This is a genomic window from Peribacillus sp. TH16, from assembly GCF_016651095.1.
GTDB classification, from domain to species: Bacteria; Bacillota; Bacilli; order Bacillales; family DSM-1321; genus Peribacillus; species Peribacillus butanolivorans.
The window spans coordinates 40,153-57,207 of sequence record NZ_JAEKEM010000003.1; the positions used below are offsets into that span (position 1 = coordinate 40,153).

A 17,055-nucleotide genomic window follows, 5' to 3' on the forward strand; every position below is an offset into this window, starting at 1 on the left:
CTATTTATTGTCACAATTTTTTTTACTTTGTTCATCAGAGTAAGCTGCTTTTTCATGATCGTTATAAATTCCATTCCAATAAATGCTCCAAGTTTGCTCTACCCGTCTTTTAAATTTGTTTTCCTGGTGATGATAATAGAGCAATTCCAAAAAGATTCCATCCATTAAACATAGAAAGGAGGCAATTAAATCATCAATAGGTTGATTTTTTAACACCCCCTGCCTAATTCCCTCAGAAAAGATACTTTCAAGCATCTCACCAAGAACCTCTTCCATCTCGCTAAACGTTTCTTTTACTTCATCGTTTAAAGTCGGAGGAAGGAAAAAGGTAAATTTCATATAGGCTGCCGTTTTCTCAGGTTGACTTAAATGATAATGACATATCGCTTCTAATATTTGATAGAGCTTTTCTTTTACCGTTCCATTTGTTAAATTGTCCATTGAACTTTTTATGTGACGGTGATTATCTTGCAACAGATCTTTATATACAGCCATAAATAGATCTTCTTTACTTTTATAAAAAGCATAAATGGACGGTGTTTTAATCCCCACCTCTTTAGCAATGCTTGAAAGAGTTGCACGCTCATAGCCTTTCTCAGCTAATTGCTTGTAAGCAACTTCTTTAATTTTATTTTTCGTCATCAACATACCACCTAACTAATTTAGTTAGGTATAATAATACTAACTATTCTGATAAAACACAATAGATAAATTCTGAAAATTCTTTCAAATAACTAGTGAAGTTCAGTTGAAGAACACATATGAAATATCGGCTGTCGGTCGTTTTCTTTTGAAAAAACCAATAACGAATGAGGACTAATTCTATTGTGTTCCACTCAAAAAGTGGTTTGAATCCTAGAGCCACATGATTGAACTGATTTTTCTAGTGTGAGAGTATTAATGATAGCTCTTGAATGGGACTTAAAATAGGGGTACCGCCACATGCCATGGAGACTATTGTGTCATTTTCCTAATTAGAGCATAAGGTGATATAACCCATTTAATTAATTTCCTCCTTAAAAACAAATAAGGAGAGGTTTCTGTATGTCAGGTTGTGAATCAAGGTGTGACGACGGTATTGGATTTGGTGGAGGTTTTGCCTTTATAATCGTTTTGTTATACTCTTAATCATTGTTGGAACTAATTTTGTTGGTGGACACGGCGGCCGTTAATGGTATCTACAAACAATCACTTTGTGCATATATTAAATTAAAATATTCTAGCGAGGTCTATATCTAAATATATAGTAATTTGTTTGTCACAATTATACTTGTTACACAAACTTTCAAAGTAAAAACCTTTTTATAAGTACTCCACAATATGATCTGTGCGAAATGATAGATATAGATTTAATCTAGGTGTTATAGGTTCTTTATTCATTAGATGTTCTTTTAATTGATTAGACGCTTCGGAAAAAATAATTTTTGATAAACAAGAACAGACCAGGATTATTCCCTAAATTCTAGAACATTACAATATCCCATTTTATTATAAATTTTGATATTTGCTTCCAACTCATCGAATTTAATACATTCAACAATACTGTCAAATAGAGTTAGTTGAATGTAGTCATTAATTGTTAATTCCATAAAATCTACAGCGTTACTTTTATATGTATAAATATGTTACTTTGTTATAATTAAAAAAGCAGAACAAGAGTAATCTCTTGTTCTGCTTTTTATAAATTGATTCTGAAACTCCTGGCGTCAATTAATATTAACAGTCATAAATTGTTATTAATCTTCGGTCCTAGAGCAATCCATCTTTTATTAGTCATTAATAGTTTTTTCTATATCACTATTTTTATATACTGTGTAACTGCTTCATTTACAAGATCTGTTATGGTAATGCCCTTTTCTTTTTTTGCTACATACAGTTTTAATTTATAGCTCAAATCAACATTTAGTTTAACTACCTTTGTTTCTGCATAATTTAACTCAAAAAAGGTCAACAAAATTACCGTTCTAATTGCTTATGTTGAAGTGTTCGCTTTTTTGCTTCTTCTCGATTCTTTACTGTTAATTTTAATTGTTCGTTCCAATCCTTGCCTTTTGTCGGCAATTCTTGTTGCATCGAATACGAGGTATCATCCTTTCTTTTAACTTCCAACATACTTAACTTTTCAACAAAGGCTTTTCCACCCTTGTCATTATCAACACAAAGTGAAACACTCTCTGGTGTATCCTTTAATTGTTCTTTTGCTTTTAAAACATAATTATAAACAGTATTATGCTTCAAACCTTCCATGCTGATTAACCATGTATCTTTTAGTTCTTTTTTATTTAAGGTAGCATGACTAAGTAGATCAATAGATGATTCATAAAATTTTAAGTGTTTTGGTTCTCCATATTTCACATTGAACCCATAATTGGCTGTTGAATTTTTTTGAACAGACTTCCAGGTTCCTCTTTTGAATTTTCCCGAATTAATGGTCCCTTGTTCGCTGCAACCCATTATATTTTCGTAATCTTTCCAAAGAAAAAGTACGTTATTATATTTGTCTTGTTTTATTACCCCTTTTTCATGTAGGCCATCTACTATTTCAGCATCAATTTTCCTTTCGTTTATTAAGTAATCTCTAGCTTTTTCAAATTTATCAACTTCTTTTTCAGGCGAATATTCATAAGAAACTCCTATGGCGGCGCTCCTCGCCGCCACCATCTACCACGAAAACCTGCTCTTTACCCAAAATAAAGTCTAACCCATTAAACCCTTGACAATAATGGATGATAACAATACAACCAGGCTGAACTTTTTTTGGTGGATCTTAAGGAAGATACCCTGTATAAGAAACTGGTTGTGACAGTATTGAAGAACCATTTAGTGTACTACAAGTACGTATACAAAAATTTTTGTAACAAATCTCCTGTCATATGTATTGTTAATCTTTTATTGAGGTGATTCTCCTATGGAAGCAATGATTGAACGGTGTGCTGGCCTAGATGTACACCAAGAAACAGTAGTAGCCTGTGTATTATTTGGTCCATTAAATAAAAAGCCAAAAACCTCTATTGAAACGTTTCCAACTACAACAACGGGACTCTTGGCTTTAAGTGATTGGCTAGCTACCCTTCAGGTATCCGATATTGTGATGGAAAGCACCGGAGTCTATTGGAAACCAATATGGAATATACTTGAGGGTTCTTTTCACCTTGTTCTTGCCAATGCCAGACATGTCAAAAATGTTCCAGGGCGTAAAACTGATGTGAAAGATGCCGAATGGCTTGCCAAGCTTCTAAGATGTGGACTTATTGAAAGTAATTTTGTTCCACCGGAGGATATTCGTGATTTACGAGATCTTACTCGTTATCGAAAAAAATTGATTCATCATCGCACTTCAGAGCAGAATCGCATTCACAAAATTCTTCAAGATGCTAATATCAAGCTAACATCCGTATTATCAGACATTTTTGGTGTATCGGGACGCCGTATCCTTGAAGCGATTCTAAACGGTGAAAAAATAGAGACCGATGGTCTTCGAAAAATGGTGGATTGGCGAACAAAAGCAAGTATTACTGACATTGCAAATGCAATGAATGGTCGTATTCGCCGTCATCACCGTGATATGTTGCGTTACCATTGGGAGCATATGAGTTATTTAGAAAAAGCCATAGAAGAATTGGAAAAACAAATCGATCAACTCCTGTCCCCCTATCGTAAGGAAGTAGAATTATTGGATGGTATACCTGGTGTGAACAAAGCTGCCGCAGCTACTTTTATTGCAGAGATGGGCGTTGATATGTCCGTATTTAAGTCGGCTAAACATCTTGCCTCTTGGGCTGGTGTGAGTCCCGGAAATTACGAAAGTGCTGGTAAAAAAAAACGAGTAAAACCACACAAGGTAACAAAGCTTTGAAAACGATGGCTGTAGAGTGCGTACTAGCGACATCAAGGCAAAATAATCGAATTGCTTCACATCGAAAAAGGATTACCAAACGGCAGGGAAAAATGAAGGGACGAATCGCTTCTGCTCATAGGAAGTAACAAGCCACTTGCAAAAAAAGCCAGACCCTCAAAGTTTCGGAGAGTCTGGCTTTCTACTATCTATCTATTTATTTAGTTCCTAAGCTGCAGAGATACATACTTAACTTCTAAAAATTCATCCATACCATGATGGCCGCCTTCTCTACCTAGGCCACTTTCCTTCATACCGCCAAATGGCGCTTGGGCCGTGGAAGGGGCGCTGTCATTAATTCCAACAATCCCATACTCAAGGCCATCCGAATAGGTAACTGCATTATTTAATGACTCCGTATAAACATAAGCCGCCAAGCCAAAATTTATGTTATTAGCTCGCTCTATCGCTTCCTGGTCAGTTGTAAATGTACTGACTGGTGCAAGTGGGCCAAATGTTTCTTCCTGCATACAAAGCATATCATCCGTTACATTGGAAAGAATGACAGGTGCGACAAAATGCCCTTGTTCATTATTCATTTTGGACGTCTTATGAATGACAGCTCCTTTACTCCTAGCATCCTCTAATTGAAGCTGGACTTTTTTGACGGCATCCCCATCAATCAGTGGTCCAAGATCTACTCCATCCAGTCCATTTCCCACCTTCAAAGATAAAACAGCTTCTTCAAAAGCTTGTAAAAAAGGCTTTTCAATAGTCTCATGTACGAAAATACGATTCGCACAGATACATGTTTGTCCAGCATTTCTAAATTTCGATTGAATCACGCCTTTTACGGCGTCTTCAATATTCGCATCTTCAGCAATGATAAACGGAGCCAAGCCACCGAGTTCAAGTGAAACTTTTTTAACCGTTTCTGCCGCCTTCTTCATTAGATGCTTCCCTACAGGTGTGGACCCAGTAAAGGTTATTTTTTTGACACGCGAATCATTCATCCAAACGTCAGACACAGCACCCGGGTTTTGTGTGGTCACAACATTTATTACACCAGCAGGAATACCTGCTTCATGGGCACACTCAGCTAATAGCAACGCGGTCAACGGCGTTTGTTCTGCGGGTTTGATGACAACGGTACATCCCGCTGCAAGGGCTGGCGCCACTTTCCTCGTGATCATGGCAGCAGGGAAATTCCATGGCGTAATAGCAGCAACGACACCGACCGCCTGCTTTTGCACAAAAATGCGCTTTGAAGCAACGGAGGCTGGAATGGTTTCCCCATAGTTACGCTTTGCTTCTTCCGCATACCATTTCACAAAGCTTGAAGCATATTTCATTTCACCTTTCGCTTCGGTCAATGGCTTCCCTTGTTCTAATGTCATGATGGTGGCGATTTCATCTAGCCTGCTTTCAATAATTGTGTACCACTTTTCAAGTAGTTCCGCCCGTTGATAGGCACTTGTTTTCGACCAAATAAGAAAAGCTCCTTGAGCTGCATCAACAGCAGCCTTTGCCTCTTTTTCCGTAGCGTCCGGAACATAGCCCACAGGCTCCAATGTTGCTGGATTTTCTACTACAAAGTGACGTTCTGTTTGAATGGTTTCACCGTTTATATATATAGGCCATTTCTCTACTACCTTTTTCATCCTGCTTTAATCTCCTTTACCTCTTCTTCTCCATGCTCTGTAAACGTCTTATCATTTTCCCCTTTGAAAAAGTCCTTGCCATATATAAGGATACATAACAGAATTCCAGCCGCAAATGCCATTCCAGCACCTTTTATAACGAGAATGGCAGCAACAACCCCTGCAATTCCCAAGTCTCGTTGGCTCTTCGACTGCATTACACCGACGCGTACACTAACATATCCTTGAACCAAAAGCGTTAAAGCCAAAGCAACACTGAGAATGGGTTCTACTAAGCTGACAATCGGCAATAAGAATAACCCTGTATTCGTACCCCAACGAAAGGAGCCAATACCGCCAAAGAAAGAATTCATGGCTTTCTTGCCATTCTTAAACCGTTCCACAACAACGACCTGCATGGCTGCCCACAACGGACCACACATCGTAATATCAGGCCCTATAAAACTCATGATCACATTTCGGCCACCAAAAATTAAATGAGCTCGGTTTGGATTATAATCCACTTTTTCATCTTTCCGGACCTCATCGGATTCAGAAAGCAGCGCTTTTGTTTTCAGCACATCCCCAAATACAACTAAATAGGTAGCAAAAACAGCTGGAATCGCACTTAAAAAGAAGGTCACGGCCGGAAAACCTAAACCAAAAACAGTATAATCTGACCAAAGCGTAGCAAAATCTGGACTACTAAATCCCCATTGAATATTAGGCCATTTTGCTTCTCCAAAAATTGGAGCTACAAAGACAGCAAGTAAGATAGAAGGTAAAATCCCTAAATTACCAATAAATGTCCAAACTTTATTTCTTGTTTTAAGCTTTCCGAAACCTTTCGAAAAAAGTAAGTAAAAAGCAAACCCGATACAAATACTAATTGTATAAGGAAATAAGTCAAACTTCCCGCCGACTTCAAAAATAGAAACGACAGCACCAATTCCTGCTCCTAAAATAATGCCTGATTTAATCGCATTCGGTACTAATTGAACGACCTTACTCGCCAGTCCAGTCACTCCGAGGAATATGGATAAAATACCTAATGTTAACTGAAAAGCAACGAGAGCATAAACCCTATCAGGTCCTTCTGGAAATTGCCCGACGAACAATACAAGCAGCGGAACGGCTGGCGTAATCCAACCTGGTATAACTGGGTCCCCGAGTAAATGATGAAGTAAATACAATAATCCATTTAAGACAACAACGGCTAGTGCCACATCAAAAGGCATACCCAGATGATCGGCAAGTAGTGTAATCGCTCCAAGATCCACGGCACACATTAATAAACCTTGAACATAGTCAGGCCACTCAAAACGATAATGAACAAATGGCAGTCTAATTTTTAAAGGTCCCGCAGGTATATACGTTGTCTCTTCTCCGTAAGGACGGTTTTTCCATTTCATATTGTTTCCTCCACTTAAATGCCATAGGCAGAACGGTATATTTTTTCGATATCACGAACGTTTAATGCACGAGGATTATTCCTTAGTAAACGGACTTGTTTGATGGCTTCAGCAGCCATTTCACTTAAGGAAGATTCAGGAATATCAAATTCACGAAGTGACTCAGGTATATCCACGTAACGACATATTCTAGTCATGGCTTCTATGGCTTTATCTGCTGCCTCATCATCATTTAAATGATTGACTTTCTCTCCAAGTGCTTCAGCAATGTCACGGAATCTTTCCAAACATGCAATCTTATTCCATTTCATGACAAATGGCAATAATAATGAATTGCTGACTCCATGTGATAAATGGAAGCGACCTCCAAGCGGGTAAGCTAAGGCATGTACAGCTCCAACACCGGCATTTCCAAAAGCTAGTCCGGCCATTAGGCTTCCAGTGATCATGGCTTCCCGTGCTTCTAGATGATCTGGCGCAGCATAAGCCTTTGGTAAATTTTTAGCAATCAACTTCATAGCTCCAATTGCCAAGGCATCTGTCACAGGTGACGCAAATTTAGAAATATAAGCCTCGACTGCATGAACAAGTGCATCTACTCCACTCGCAGCCGTCACACTTGGCGGGCAAGTCAGCGTCATTACGGGTGATACAATCGCGACATCCGGTAATAGATACGAACTAACAATCCCCTTCTTAACCTGCTCTTTTGTGTCAGATAGAATCGAAATATTCGTCACTTCAGACCCAGTGCCAGCCGTCGTCGGTATAGCTATTAAAGGAATTCCTGGAACTTCAATCAAGTTCGTACCAAAGTAGGTCTCGATGCTACCCGAATTCGTAGCCATCACGGAAGATGCTTTCGCAATATCTATCACACTTCCTCCGCCTACCGCAATCAACCCATCATGATCTCCATTCCTGATAGCCCGTACACATTGCTCGACGATTTCAATTTCTGGTTCAGGATTTACATCCGAAAAAATACCGTATGTTGATGAAAGTAAATCCTCAACCTTTTGCACAACTCCAGCATTCAGTAAAACTTTATCTGTAACAATCAATGGATTCTTCATCCCTAATCGCGTAACCTCTTCAGTCAGCTGTTGTAAAGAATCTGCTCCTGTCACTAATTTATTAGCCATTGAAAAAATAGAAATATTCATGGTTATCTCCCCTTTCATCTTTTTACTAATGCAAGAATCATGCCAAAGTGAAAACGCTTTATTTATTAGGGAAATAACCTATTTTTTCATTGGTAACCAACTAAAAACGATTAGAAATCAAATCAAAAAAACTAATTTGATTCGTTTTCTAATCGAATGTGAAATTTTTTCATTTTTTGCACCAAAGCACTTTGACTGATTTCCAAAGAGATGGCAGCCGCCCTTGTTGTCCCGTATTTTTTCATCGCATTCAAGATTAAGGAACGCTCCAGTTCAGAAACGGCTTCCTTCAGGGAATGGGATGTAGATTTCCGTGATACGACCGGCTGTATGAAAGATGGTAAATTAGACAAATCAATCGTATCTTCATAAGTCGTAACGACCAGTCGCTCTGCAAGATTCGCAAGCTCACGTATATTACCTGGCCACGAATAATTGGTTAACCATTCATAGCATTCCGGTGTCATCTTTTTCTTTTCATCATATTTTTCATTGAATTTTTTCAGATACATTTCTAAAAGTGGGACCGTTTCTTCCTTTCGATGGCGTAAAGGCGGCACTTCAAAAGATACAATATTAAGCCGGTAATATAGATCTTCACGAAAAGATCCTTCTTGAACGAGTGAGGCAAGATCCCGATGAGTGGCTGTAATTAACCTAACATCCACCTCCTTCATTTCGGTAGAACCTACTCTCATAAACTTGTTTTCTTCCACCACTTTTAAAAGTTTAACCTGTAACTCTAAAGGTAAATCCCCAATTTCGTCTAAAAATAAAGTACCACCATTTACTTTCTCAAAAATCCCCATTTTGCCATTTTTCAGGGATCCGGTAAATGCTCCCGGTTCATATCCAAAAAGTTCAGATTCCACCAAGTTCGCAGGAAGGGCTCCGCAATTTAATTCAAGGAAAATATTTTCCTTCCTAGAGCTTTTGGAATGAATGTACTTAGCAATTAAGCTTTTTCCTACTCCAGTTTCCCCCTGTAACAAGATCTTCGCATCCGTTTTAGCTACCTTATCAGCCAGTTTGAATAAAGGTGTAGTAGAAGGCCCAATGATTATATCCTGTAAATTCACCTGTTCCGAGTCAGGTGATAATTGAGTAATTGGTTGAAAAGATAACTTTTGACTGTCAATCGTGTACTTCATTCTGATTAATTCAGTAATATCCCTAACACTATTTATGACAAATATGACTTTATTCTGTGGCGAAAGAATTGGTGTGGCCGATACGATAATCTTTCTTCCGTTTCGAATTCTTTGTGTCAACGTAACTTGATTCTTCGTTCGAATAGAATCCAATGAGGCAGAAACGGAAATCATACCCTGCTCAATTAAATAACTCATGGGTTTTCCGATAATCTCCTCTTCTCTTATACCAGTTATACGCTGATAAGCTTGATTGATAAATAATGTCGTTCCTTCACCATCTGTGATATACACGCCATCATACAGGGCATTAAACACAACTCTACATAAATCACTCTCAAAAAATGCTTGAAATTGTTCATAAGGTATAGAATAATTCCGTAAATTTTGTAGCGGTGCATTCACTGTAATAAAATGAGAAATAGGCTTCGTTAAATCACTCTGCTGCACTGCCACAGATAACGCTTCTATCGTCAGAAAGCCGATAAAATCCTCTGAATCGTCCAAAACTTCTACTTCATTTTTTCCGATGGGGAAACATGAGATTGCTTCCTCTACTGTCATATCTGAATAAAACTTAGTCATCAATATTCACTCCTACCCCAATCCTTAGCTGGTTCTTTGACATCTGAATGGGTGATTTCTCGATATTGTTCGTTTATTTCCTCTAATGTTTTCATATTATTTTACTACCACCTTAGCTTTCTCCCTATTTTTAGCACGGATAAGGGTGCTCTTTGATATTCCTGTCATGTTCTCAACTTCCTTGTATGAATGTTCTTCTAACAGCCCTAAAGCATGTGCTATCTGTTTCTTAGTGAACTTATTAGGCCTTCCCTCTTTAAAGTCATCGCGTTGTCTAGCAATTGCTTTACCTTCTTGGGTTCTCTCCACAATCAAGTCCTTTTCAAATTCAGCAAAGGCAAAGAACATAGTTCTTATTTGCTTATTTTGTGGGTTATTATCCAGCCTTCCTAAATTAAGAATATTTACTATGACTCCTCTTTCAAGTAATTCTTTTACTATTTCACTACCTTCTATGGTAGAACGTGCGAAGCGATCTATTTTAGTAACTACCAGTGTATCTCCTTCTTTTAATAAAGATAGTAATTCCTGAAATTTAGGTCTGTCTGCTTTAGTTCCTGTAAATATATCCTCAAAGACTTTTTGACAGCCTTCTTCTTTTAATTTCTTTACTTGTTCTTCTATGGAATTTCCTTTTGTAGCTTGACCATATGTACTTACCCTTGCGTATCCGTATTTCATTATGTAATATCCCCTTTTCCCTTCCTTATTTATGATACTATGTTACGACACCGAGAAAACAGAGTAAATATTTTCAAGTTATAACACTTACCATCCAATTCCACCTCCTTTATAGCCTTCAAATCCTTACACCGTTATGATTAGTCAGGTCCAAAAAATGATTAATTGGAATCGCAGATGAACGTTCTAAAGAGATGACAGTAAAGGAAATTCAGGAAACGACAGGGATTTTGGTTGCAACATTATATCGATCACTAAAATAGGAGCAAAGATTCAATGTCCTCAATGAATAGGTGACTTAACGCTTCACCGGCTTCATTGACATGAATGTTGACCTTTGCAAGATCACCTTTGGCACAAAGACCAACAATTTCACCATTTTCAACAAATGGAACACGACGGATATGTATCAAAAAAAGTCTCTTAATCAGGTTGAAAAGTAAGGTTGAACCTGTGAGTATCGGACAAAAATCAAATAACAAGAAAAAAAGGCATTATCACAGCTTGTCTAAAAGGAACTCGGCTGATTGATATGCCTTTATCGAATAGATTAACTACTAAATAGTCGGAGATACTATTCTGAATTATGAAATTTTACTTAAATTCATTCCTTTTTGTTGTGCTCTTTGCATTTTTTTGATATCTAAACGCAGCCAGATGGAAATGACGAAAGCAATTGCAATTAATCCAGCGAAAACATAGAACACTGGAATATAACTGTTTGTACTTTCTCTAATTGCGGTAACCAGCATTGGTCCACAAACTCCTCCAAGCGACCATGTTGTTAAAAGATAACCATGGATAGCACCAATTTCTTTTGTTCCAAATAAATCTCCAGCAAATGCAGGGAGATTTGAGAAACCTCCACCATAACAACTAACAACTAACAAAATAAACCCTTGGAACAATAACGAATTTGTTGTAGTTGGCAGTAAAAGGAACGCTCCGATTTGAATAATAAAGAAAATCACGAAAACATTTGAGCGGCCAATATAATCAGAGGCTGCTGCCCAGCCAAGTCTGCCTCCACCATTAAAGATACCCATGATACCTACTAGTGTAGCAGCCCCAGCGACTGACAAGCCAACTACGTCTTGAGCCATTGGAGAAGCCACAGAAATCATCATAATTCCAGCACTAGTATTAATTAATTTCATTGTCCACAGCATCCAGAAATGCTTTGTTCTAACCGCTTCTTTTGCAGTTACCTGTCTCAAATCTTTCTTAATTTCTTTTTTGCCTGACTCAATATCTTTTTTCATACCTTCAGGAATCCAGTTCGCTTTTGGAGGTGCAATATAAGAAGCACCTAGAAACATTAGTATGAAATAACCTGCACCTAAAATATAATAAGTAGAATAAATTCCAACAGACTCCATAAGACTTGCTGCAACTGGGGCTGTAATAAGAGCTCCAGCTCCAAAACCGAGTACGGCCATACCTGTCGCTAACCCTCTTCTATCGGGGAACCATTTGACTAGAGTGGATACTGGTGAGATGTATCCTATACCCAAACCGAGACCACTTATTAATCCATAAGTAAGTAGGTAAAGTGGAAGTGAATCGATCATAACAGCCAAACCGGAACCGGCTTGTCCTAAACCAAATAATACAGCTGCAACCATAGCTGATTTTCTTGGACCATTCTTTTCAACAAATTTCCCAAAGAAAGCTGCGGAGGTTCCTGCAAGTGCCATCATAATTGTAAAAGCTAAAGTTACTTGAGTTTCTGACCACCCCATAGTCTCAACTAAAGGTTTCTTGTATACGCTATATGCGTATGCCCCACCAATGGAAAGGTGGATAGCGATAGCAGATAAAGCTATTAACCATCTGTTTTTTGTCATTTTGTTACCCCATTTCGTGACTTTAAGATATTTTGCATGCGTTTTATCTATCTTTTGGATAAGTATATAATTCCACATCGAGTTACAAAAAAATCTGGTTCCTTCTATAACAAAGTTTGTAAAATCCTTTACAGACAAATTTAACTCCCTGTGCCGAACGGAAACGTGCCAACTACAATTTCTTTCGGGAATCCTGATTCTATAAAGATGGCATATGTCATCCATCAACAGGGTTGGTCTGCAAACAAGAGGTTAAAGAGATACAGTTGTGCCTCTTTACCTGTGAAAACTGCGCAACAACGATGGGCGGCGTTATCTAGTTTCTCGCAAAATATGGAATACCCGTACCCTTAACGTTCCGCGATTGGAATATATTCTAGGTGTTTCGGTCCGATATAGTCAGCGCGGGGGCGAATTAAACGATTGTTCTCATACTGTTCCAAAATATGAGCGATCCAACCTGATACGCGGCTCACCGCGAAAATCGGCGTGAAAAGGTTATGTTTAATCCCTAAGCAGTGATAAACGGATGCTGAATAGAAATCAACGTTCGGCGGCAATCCCTTTTCACTTCGAATGATTTCCTCCATCATTATTGACATGTTATACCACTTGTCTTCACCTGTGACTTCGGCTAAGTGTCGTGACATTTCTCTCAAATGTTTCGCACGAGGATCGCCATTTTTATAAACCCGATGGCCGAAGCCCATAATTTTTTCTTTGTTGATAAATGCTCGTTTCAAGTATGGCTCAATATAATCTATCTCATCAATTTCTGCCAGCATTTTCATCACACGCTCATTAGCTCCGCCATGAAGAGGTCCTTTCAACGCACCGATTGCAGCTGTTATCCCTGAATACATATCAGACAACGTGGCGACACATACACGACCTGTAAAGGTGGAGGCGTTTAACTCATGGTCAGCGTGTAGAACGAGTGCTTTGTTAAACGCTTCCTCAGACTTTGAATTGGGTATTGCTCCATTTAACATATAGAGAAAGTTGGCAGCAAAACTTAGTGAGCTTTTGGGTGGAAGCGGTTCTTTCCCTTCACAAATACGCGCATAAGCTGCTATGATTGCCGGTATTTTCGCTTGTAAACGGATAGCTTTACGATAGTTGGCTTGATCACTGGTTTCATCTGCTTCTTCGTCATACAGTGCGAGTGTTGATACGCACGTCCTTAAGACCGCCATAGGATGAATATTTTTGGTAGGAAACAATTTCAATTGTGCAATTAATTCTTCAGGAAGGGAAGCGTTTACATTTAATTCATTTCGAAATTCAGTTAACTGTTCTAATTTAGGGAGTTTGTTATGCCACAATAGATAAATAATTTCTTCAAAATCGGCAAATTGGGCTAGATCATTAATCGAAAAGCCTCTATATGTTAACATATCATCAACAATCGAACTGACAGAAGAGGTTGTTGCGACTACTCCCTCTAAACCCTTCGTTTTTAACATAATAATCCCCCTCGTATAAATTTAAGATACATCGCTCATTGCCTTCAACACACCCTATATCAACATGCTTAGTTTTATCTTTATTAAAAATATTAGATTCCAAGTATTATAGAAAACGAGCACACTGAACATTTACAGAAAAAATGACCCTAAATAAACAGCAATTATTTTGTCTATAATACTAGGTGACTTTCACGAAGCGTTAAGCGAACCGTATCTCTGGCAATTATGATTTATTCATTTGTTGGTATAACCAACACTTGGACCGGTGAGTGTTGATAACTAATGAACGACACGCTGCCGTTTACTTTATTGAGGGCAGGATCCCAATATACGCCCATAAATTCCAGACCGTCCAAAACACGAGAGCGGATGACGTCACTATTTTCGCCAATACCTGCCGTAAAGATGTTCGCATCAATTCTCTTAATTGCATCGCGTACATCCCGATATATTTATGAATTCTCTCGGCAAACACTTGAAGCGCGAGCTTTGCATGTTTGTGGCCTCTCCTGAATATCACGAAGATGGATCTTTTGAAAGCGCTTTAAAAATGATGATTCAAAGTGTAGTCCATCCCCAAACTGATAGACCAACATCATCCTTTCCAAACAACTGTTTTACAAAAGTTTGTTTATTTATCGTAATTTTATAACAGTTTATTTGTATATGTCATAATTTTCGGACAAAGCTTTCTATATGTTGATGAAAAGGGTTAACGGTGGATAAAAACAGAATTATACTATGATTGAATAATTTAAATAGTTAGAAAAAATGACAAATAACCAAATAAAAAATAACACATTGGTGTTATAATGATGCCAAACATATGGAGAGGAGTAGAAGCTTGAAAAACGAAGTGCTTCAATTCATTAAGGACTGGGTTCCCAAAGAAGCATCTGTAGCCGTTGCGAGCGGCAATAGATATATAAATTATTATGCTGGCATTCATGACATTCAAATTCGCCCCGGACAACCAATCCCTTCAGGAAGCATCTCAGAACGAGTTTTCCACCAGAAGGGTCGAGTTGAGACGTTGGTTGATGACTCTGTATTCGGAATTCCGTATTATGGTGTAGGTTATCTCATAGAAGGACAAGATGGATTTAACGGGGCACTAACAGTAATTCTGCCACCATGGTACTCACTTAAGAAGCATTCACCCCTCTCTTTTATAACTGGTAAACAAGGAGATATTTGGAGTCCGATCCCTGTTGATCAAATAATTTATATTGAAAGCAATCAAAAGAAGACATGGTTTTATACTGCGGATGGTCAATATAGTACAATTTATACCCTAAAGAATATCGAACAAAGGTTGCCAGACTCTTTTCTCCGGATCCATCGATCTTATATCGTTAATATTTCTTTTATACAACAGATTTCTCGTGATATATCATCCAACTTAATTCTTACTCTTAAAAACCCAAATTGTTGCGCCCTTACAATTAGTCAAACCTTTATCCCTTCCGTACGAAGAACTCTCGGATTTTAACAATCATCTTGGAAAATACAAGGTATTATCCTTGCCAAAATATGAAAAGGTTTACAAATACATGGTGAAAGTGGGTTTTTAACCATATCGAAAGAACCAATTTACTTATAAAGAAAAAGCACTGGGGTTCCAGTGGAGAGACCTAGTTAGATAAGACAAGGAAAAACACCCCCTATTAAAGTGATATACTTTCAATGGAGGAATGGTGGAGAAATTGAGACACGTATTAGTGGAATCTTAGCAGATGTTTCTAAATGGCATGAAAACAACTCTCTTATTGAAGTAAAGCACTGTTAGTAAGAAAAGCTGACCTTTTTAAAGAATCGCTCTGTAGAATGACACAATTTAAAGGGTAACTTATTATTGCACGCGAGTATACAAATAAAGAACCCCTTAGCTGGAAGTGTCGAAGCCATATAGTCAATGGCAAAGACGATACTTGTATAAAAGTATCGTCCTACCTAATTCCATTTATTTTCTTGTTGTCTTTACTATATATTGTAATGTGGTATGGGTCGTTTTTAACCTTTGATTTCATTTGTTCGAATTTAAGAAAGTCATCAAAGACTTTTTCAAGCTCACAAGTATTATGAAAGTCACAAACGGCAATTTTAGACTCATTCATCGGCTATTTACTCAAATTGAACTATTCTCGAAATTAATAATCTGACATCCATTATCACAGAATTTGTAGAATGCATGAACTAGCTTAATGATTGGACGTAAATAATAACGAAACCCAGCTAATCTTCTTTTGTGAAGGTAGCTGGGTTTTAAAGTTGGATGTGCAAAAGTGACACGTCTATACTTAATGATACCCTTTTAGGGTCTAATTCATTGTGATACTAGTATTTAGATATTTTACGACGAGTGACACAAAAGCCCGGATCGTTATTGTGAGTCTATTTATTAGCTAGTGGTGTACTTCATTTCAAATTTAAGGGGTATCAACTTAGAAAATAAAGTTACTGCCATCAATAACTCTTATTTTATTAGTGAGGACTTGGCAGTACCATTCCTTCCAAAACATTGGCTTTTGGAGCAACTTCTTAATGCTTTTTCATCATTTCCTCCTACTGATCTAGCATTAATCTATTAATACTAATTCTCGGAACAAATTAAAAAGACCTCTTTTACCTAGTTCTTATTAAATTAAATGGCCCAATTATTAAATAAAGATCAAACAGCAATCTTCAACTATCCTGCCCCGTTCGTAGCATAAAGAAAAAGCCACCTTAAAGACAGCTCTGATCTTCAGCTAACGCACCCGTTAGCCAACCATGCAGCGCACGACCAGCGCTGCACCACAGAGAATGAAAATGGTGGAAAACCGTCCATACTGATTCTATGGCTGGGTGAGGAAGGTCGATGAACTATGGTGCCATTAGAGCCCATCCGTTAGTCTGACTCCAACGACCTCGGTGCATCACAGACTGTCGCTCCCTTACGGGAAGCACTCATGGTAGATTAATCCTATTCTAGTTTTTGCACCAGCCTCTAATTTTTTGCCATAGAAAGGATGGTTTCAATGGAAGTTATCATTGAACGAGTATGCGGAATGGATGTACATAAAGATAACATTACCGCCTGCATTATGACCCCCGAAGGAAAGGAGATTCAAACATTTTCTACAAAAACGGTGTTTTTAATTCAACTGATGGATTGGATTAAATCACATGGTTGCACTCATGTCGCTATGGAGAGCACAGGTGTGTTTTGGAAGCCTATCGTGAACTTAATTGAGGCTGAAGAAATGGAATTTTTAGTTGTTATCGCA

13 protein-coding genes and 2 pseudogenes are annotated in these 17,055 nt (G+C 38.0%); 3 read left to right on the forward strand and 12 right to left on the reverse strand.

Annotated elements, in window-relative coordinates:
• Together JFV29_RS11530 and JFV29_RS11535 are read right to left on the reverse strand one after the other, a co-directional pair.
• Complete coding sequence (locus tag JFV29_RS11530; protein WP_201183603.1) at positions 1–642, reverse strand: TetR/AcrR family transcriptional regulator; 642 nt, start codon at positions 640–642, stop codon at positions 1–3.
• A 1,314-nt stretch (positions 643–1,956) separates the two neighbouring features.
• Positions 1,957–2,661 carry a DUF3991 and TOPRIM domain-containing protein gene (locus JFV29_RS11535; protein WP_201183606.1) on the reverse strand — a complete coding sequence of 235 codons (705 nt, stop codon included), beginning with the start codon at positions 2,659–2,661 and terminating at the stop codon, positions 1,957–1,959.
• Between the two features lie 247 nt (positions 2,662–2,908).
• Here JFV29_RS11535 and JFV29_RS11540 point away from each other — a divergent pair, with 247 nt between their 5' ends.
• Positions 2,909–3,856, forward strand: coding sequence for an IS110 family transposase (locus JFV29_RS11540; RefSeq protein WP_201183608.1), 948 nt, complete (start codon positions 2,909–2,911; stop codon positions 3,854–3,856).
• A 200-nt stretch (positions 3,857–4,056) separates the two neighbouring features.
• On the opposite strand, the gene JFV29_RS11545 is transcribed toward JFV29_RS11540, so the two are convergent.
• From JFV29_RS11545 to JFV29_RS11585, 9 genes and pseudogenes are all read right to left on the reverse strand, one after another.
• Positions 4,057–5,496 carry an NAD-dependent succinate-semialdehyde dehydrogenase gene (locus tag JFV29_RS11545; protein WP_201183610.1) on the reverse strand — a complete coding sequence of 480 codons (1,440 nt, stop codon included), beginning with the start codon at positions 5,494–5,496 and terminating at the stop codon, positions 4,057–4,059.
• Positions 5,493–6,887: a hypothetical protein gene (locus JFV29_RS11550; RefSeq protein WP_201183612.1), complete on the reverse strand. Its 1,395-nt coding sequence runs from the start codon at positions 6,885–6,887 to the stop codon at positions 5,493–5,495. Before JFV29_RS11550 ends, JFV29_RS11545 begins: the two co-directional genes overlap by 4 nt.
• A gap of 14 nt (positions 6,888–6,901) precedes the next feature.
• Entirely contained in the window at positions 6,902–8,053 is a 1,152-nt protein-coding gene (locus tag JFV29_RS11555) for an iron-containing alcohol dehydrogenase (RefSeq protein WP_056519944.1), read from the reverse strand.
• Between the two features lie 131 nt (positions 8,054–8,184).
• Entirely contained in the window at positions 8,185–9,789 is a 1,605-nt protein-coding gene (locus JFV29_RS11560) for a sigma-54 interaction domain-containing protein (RefSeq protein ID WP_201183614.1), read from the reverse strand.
• Positions 9,790–9,885: 96 nt separating this feature from the next.
• The gene (locus tag JFV29_RS11565; protein ID WP_056519946.1) at positions 9,886–10,470 is read right to left on the reverse strand and encodes a recombinase family protein; all 585 of its coding nucleotides are present in this window, start codon (positions 10,468–10,470) and stop codon (positions 9,886–9,888) included.
• A gap of 254 nt (positions 10,471–10,724) precedes the next feature.
• Positions 10,725–10,883 (reverse strand): hypothetical protein, encoded by a 159-nt coding sequence (locus JFV29_RS11570; RefSeq protein ID WP_157443776.1) that lies wholly within the window; start codon positions 10,881–10,883, stop codon positions 10,725–10,727.
• Positions 10,884–11,054: 171 nt separating this feature from the next.
• Entirely contained in the window at positions 11,055–12,317 is a 1,263-nt protein-coding gene (locus JFV29_RS11575; protein WP_201183616.1) for an L-lactate MFS transporter, read from the reverse strand.
• Between the two features lie 350 nt (positions 12,318–12,667).
• Complete coding sequence (citZ, locus tag JFV29_RS11580; RefSeq protein ID WP_201183618.1) at positions 12,668–13,783, reverse strand: citrate synthase; 1,116 nt, start codon at positions 13,781–13,783, stop codon at positions 12,668–12,670.
• Between the two features lie 233 nt (positions 13,784–14,016).
• A pseudogene (locus JFV29_RS11585) lies at positions 14,017–14,282 on the reverse strand (acetate kinase); the annotation flags it as partial.
• Positions 14,283–14,630: 348 nt separating this feature from the next.
• On the opposite strand from JFV29_RS11585, the gene JFV29_RS11590 reads away from it, so the two are divergent.
• Entirely contained in the window at positions 14,631–15,278 is a 648-nt protein-coding gene (locus JFV29_RS11590; protein WP_056519948.1) for a LytR/AlgR family response regulator transcription factor, read from the forward strand.
• 457 nt (positions 15,279–15,735) lie between these two features.
• Here JFV29_RS11590 and JFV29_RS31660 read toward each other — a convergent pair whose 3' ends face one another.
• A complete protein-coding gene (locus tag JFV29_RS31660) occupies positions 15,736–15,903 on the reverse strand; it encodes a hypothetical protein (RefSeq protein WP_446728243.1) in 168 nt (55 codons plus the stop codon).
• A gap of 903 nt (positions 15,904–16,806) precedes the next feature.
• Here JFV29_RS31660 and JFV29_RS11595 point away from each other — a divergent pair.
• Positions 16,807–17,055 (forward strand): annotated as a pseudogene (locus tag JFV29_RS11595) (IS110 family transposase); the annotation flags it as partial.

Excerpts from the sequence above, each read along its gene's own strand:
- JFV29_RS11575 (WP_201183616.1), bottom strand. The coding sequence starts at position 12,317 with ATGACAAAAAACAGATGGTTAATAGCTTTATCTGCTATCGCTATCCAC.
- JFV29_RS11535 (WP_201183606.1), bottom strand. The coding sequence starts at position 2,661 with ATGGTGGCGGCGAGGAGCGCCGCCATAGGAGTTTCTTATGAATATTCG.
- citZ (WP_201183618.1), bottom strand. The coding sequence starts at position 13,783 with ATGTTAAAAACGAAGGGTTTAGAGGGAGTAGTCGCAACAACCTCTTCT.
- JFV29_RS11540 (WP_201183608.1), top strand. The coding sequence starts at position 2,909 with ATGGAAGCAATGATTGAACGGTGTGCTGGCCTAGATGTACACCAAGAA.
- JFV29_RS11530 (WP_201183603.1), bottom strand. The coding sequence starts at position 642 with ATGACGAAAAATAAAATTAAAGAAGTTGCTTACAAGCAATTAGCTGAG.
- JFV29_RS31660 (WP_446728243.1), bottom strand. The coding sequence starts at position 15,903 with ATGAATGAGTCTAAAATTGCCGTTTGTGACTTTCATAATACTTGTGAG.
- JFV29_RS11550 (WP_201183612.1), bottom strand. The coding sequence starts at position 6,887 with ATGAAATGGAAAAACCGTCCTTACGGAGAAGAGACAACGTATATACCT.
- JFV29_RS11565 (WP_056519946.1), bottom strand. The coding sequence starts at position 10,470 with ATGAAATACGGATACGCAAGGGTAAGTACATATGGTCAAGCTACAAAA.
- JFV29_RS11545 (WP_201183610.1), bottom strand. The coding sequence starts at position 5,496 with ATGAAAAAGGTAGTAGAGAAATGGCCTATATATATAAACGGTGAAACC.
- JFV29_RS11555 (WP_056519944.1), bottom strand. The coding sequence starts at position 8,053 with ATGAATATTTCTATTTTTTCAATGGCTAATAAATTAGTGACAGGAGCA.
- JFV29_RS11560 (WP_201183614.1), bottom strand. The coding sequence starts at position 9,789 with ATGACTAAGTTTTATTCAGATATGACAGTAGAGGAAGCAATCTCATGT.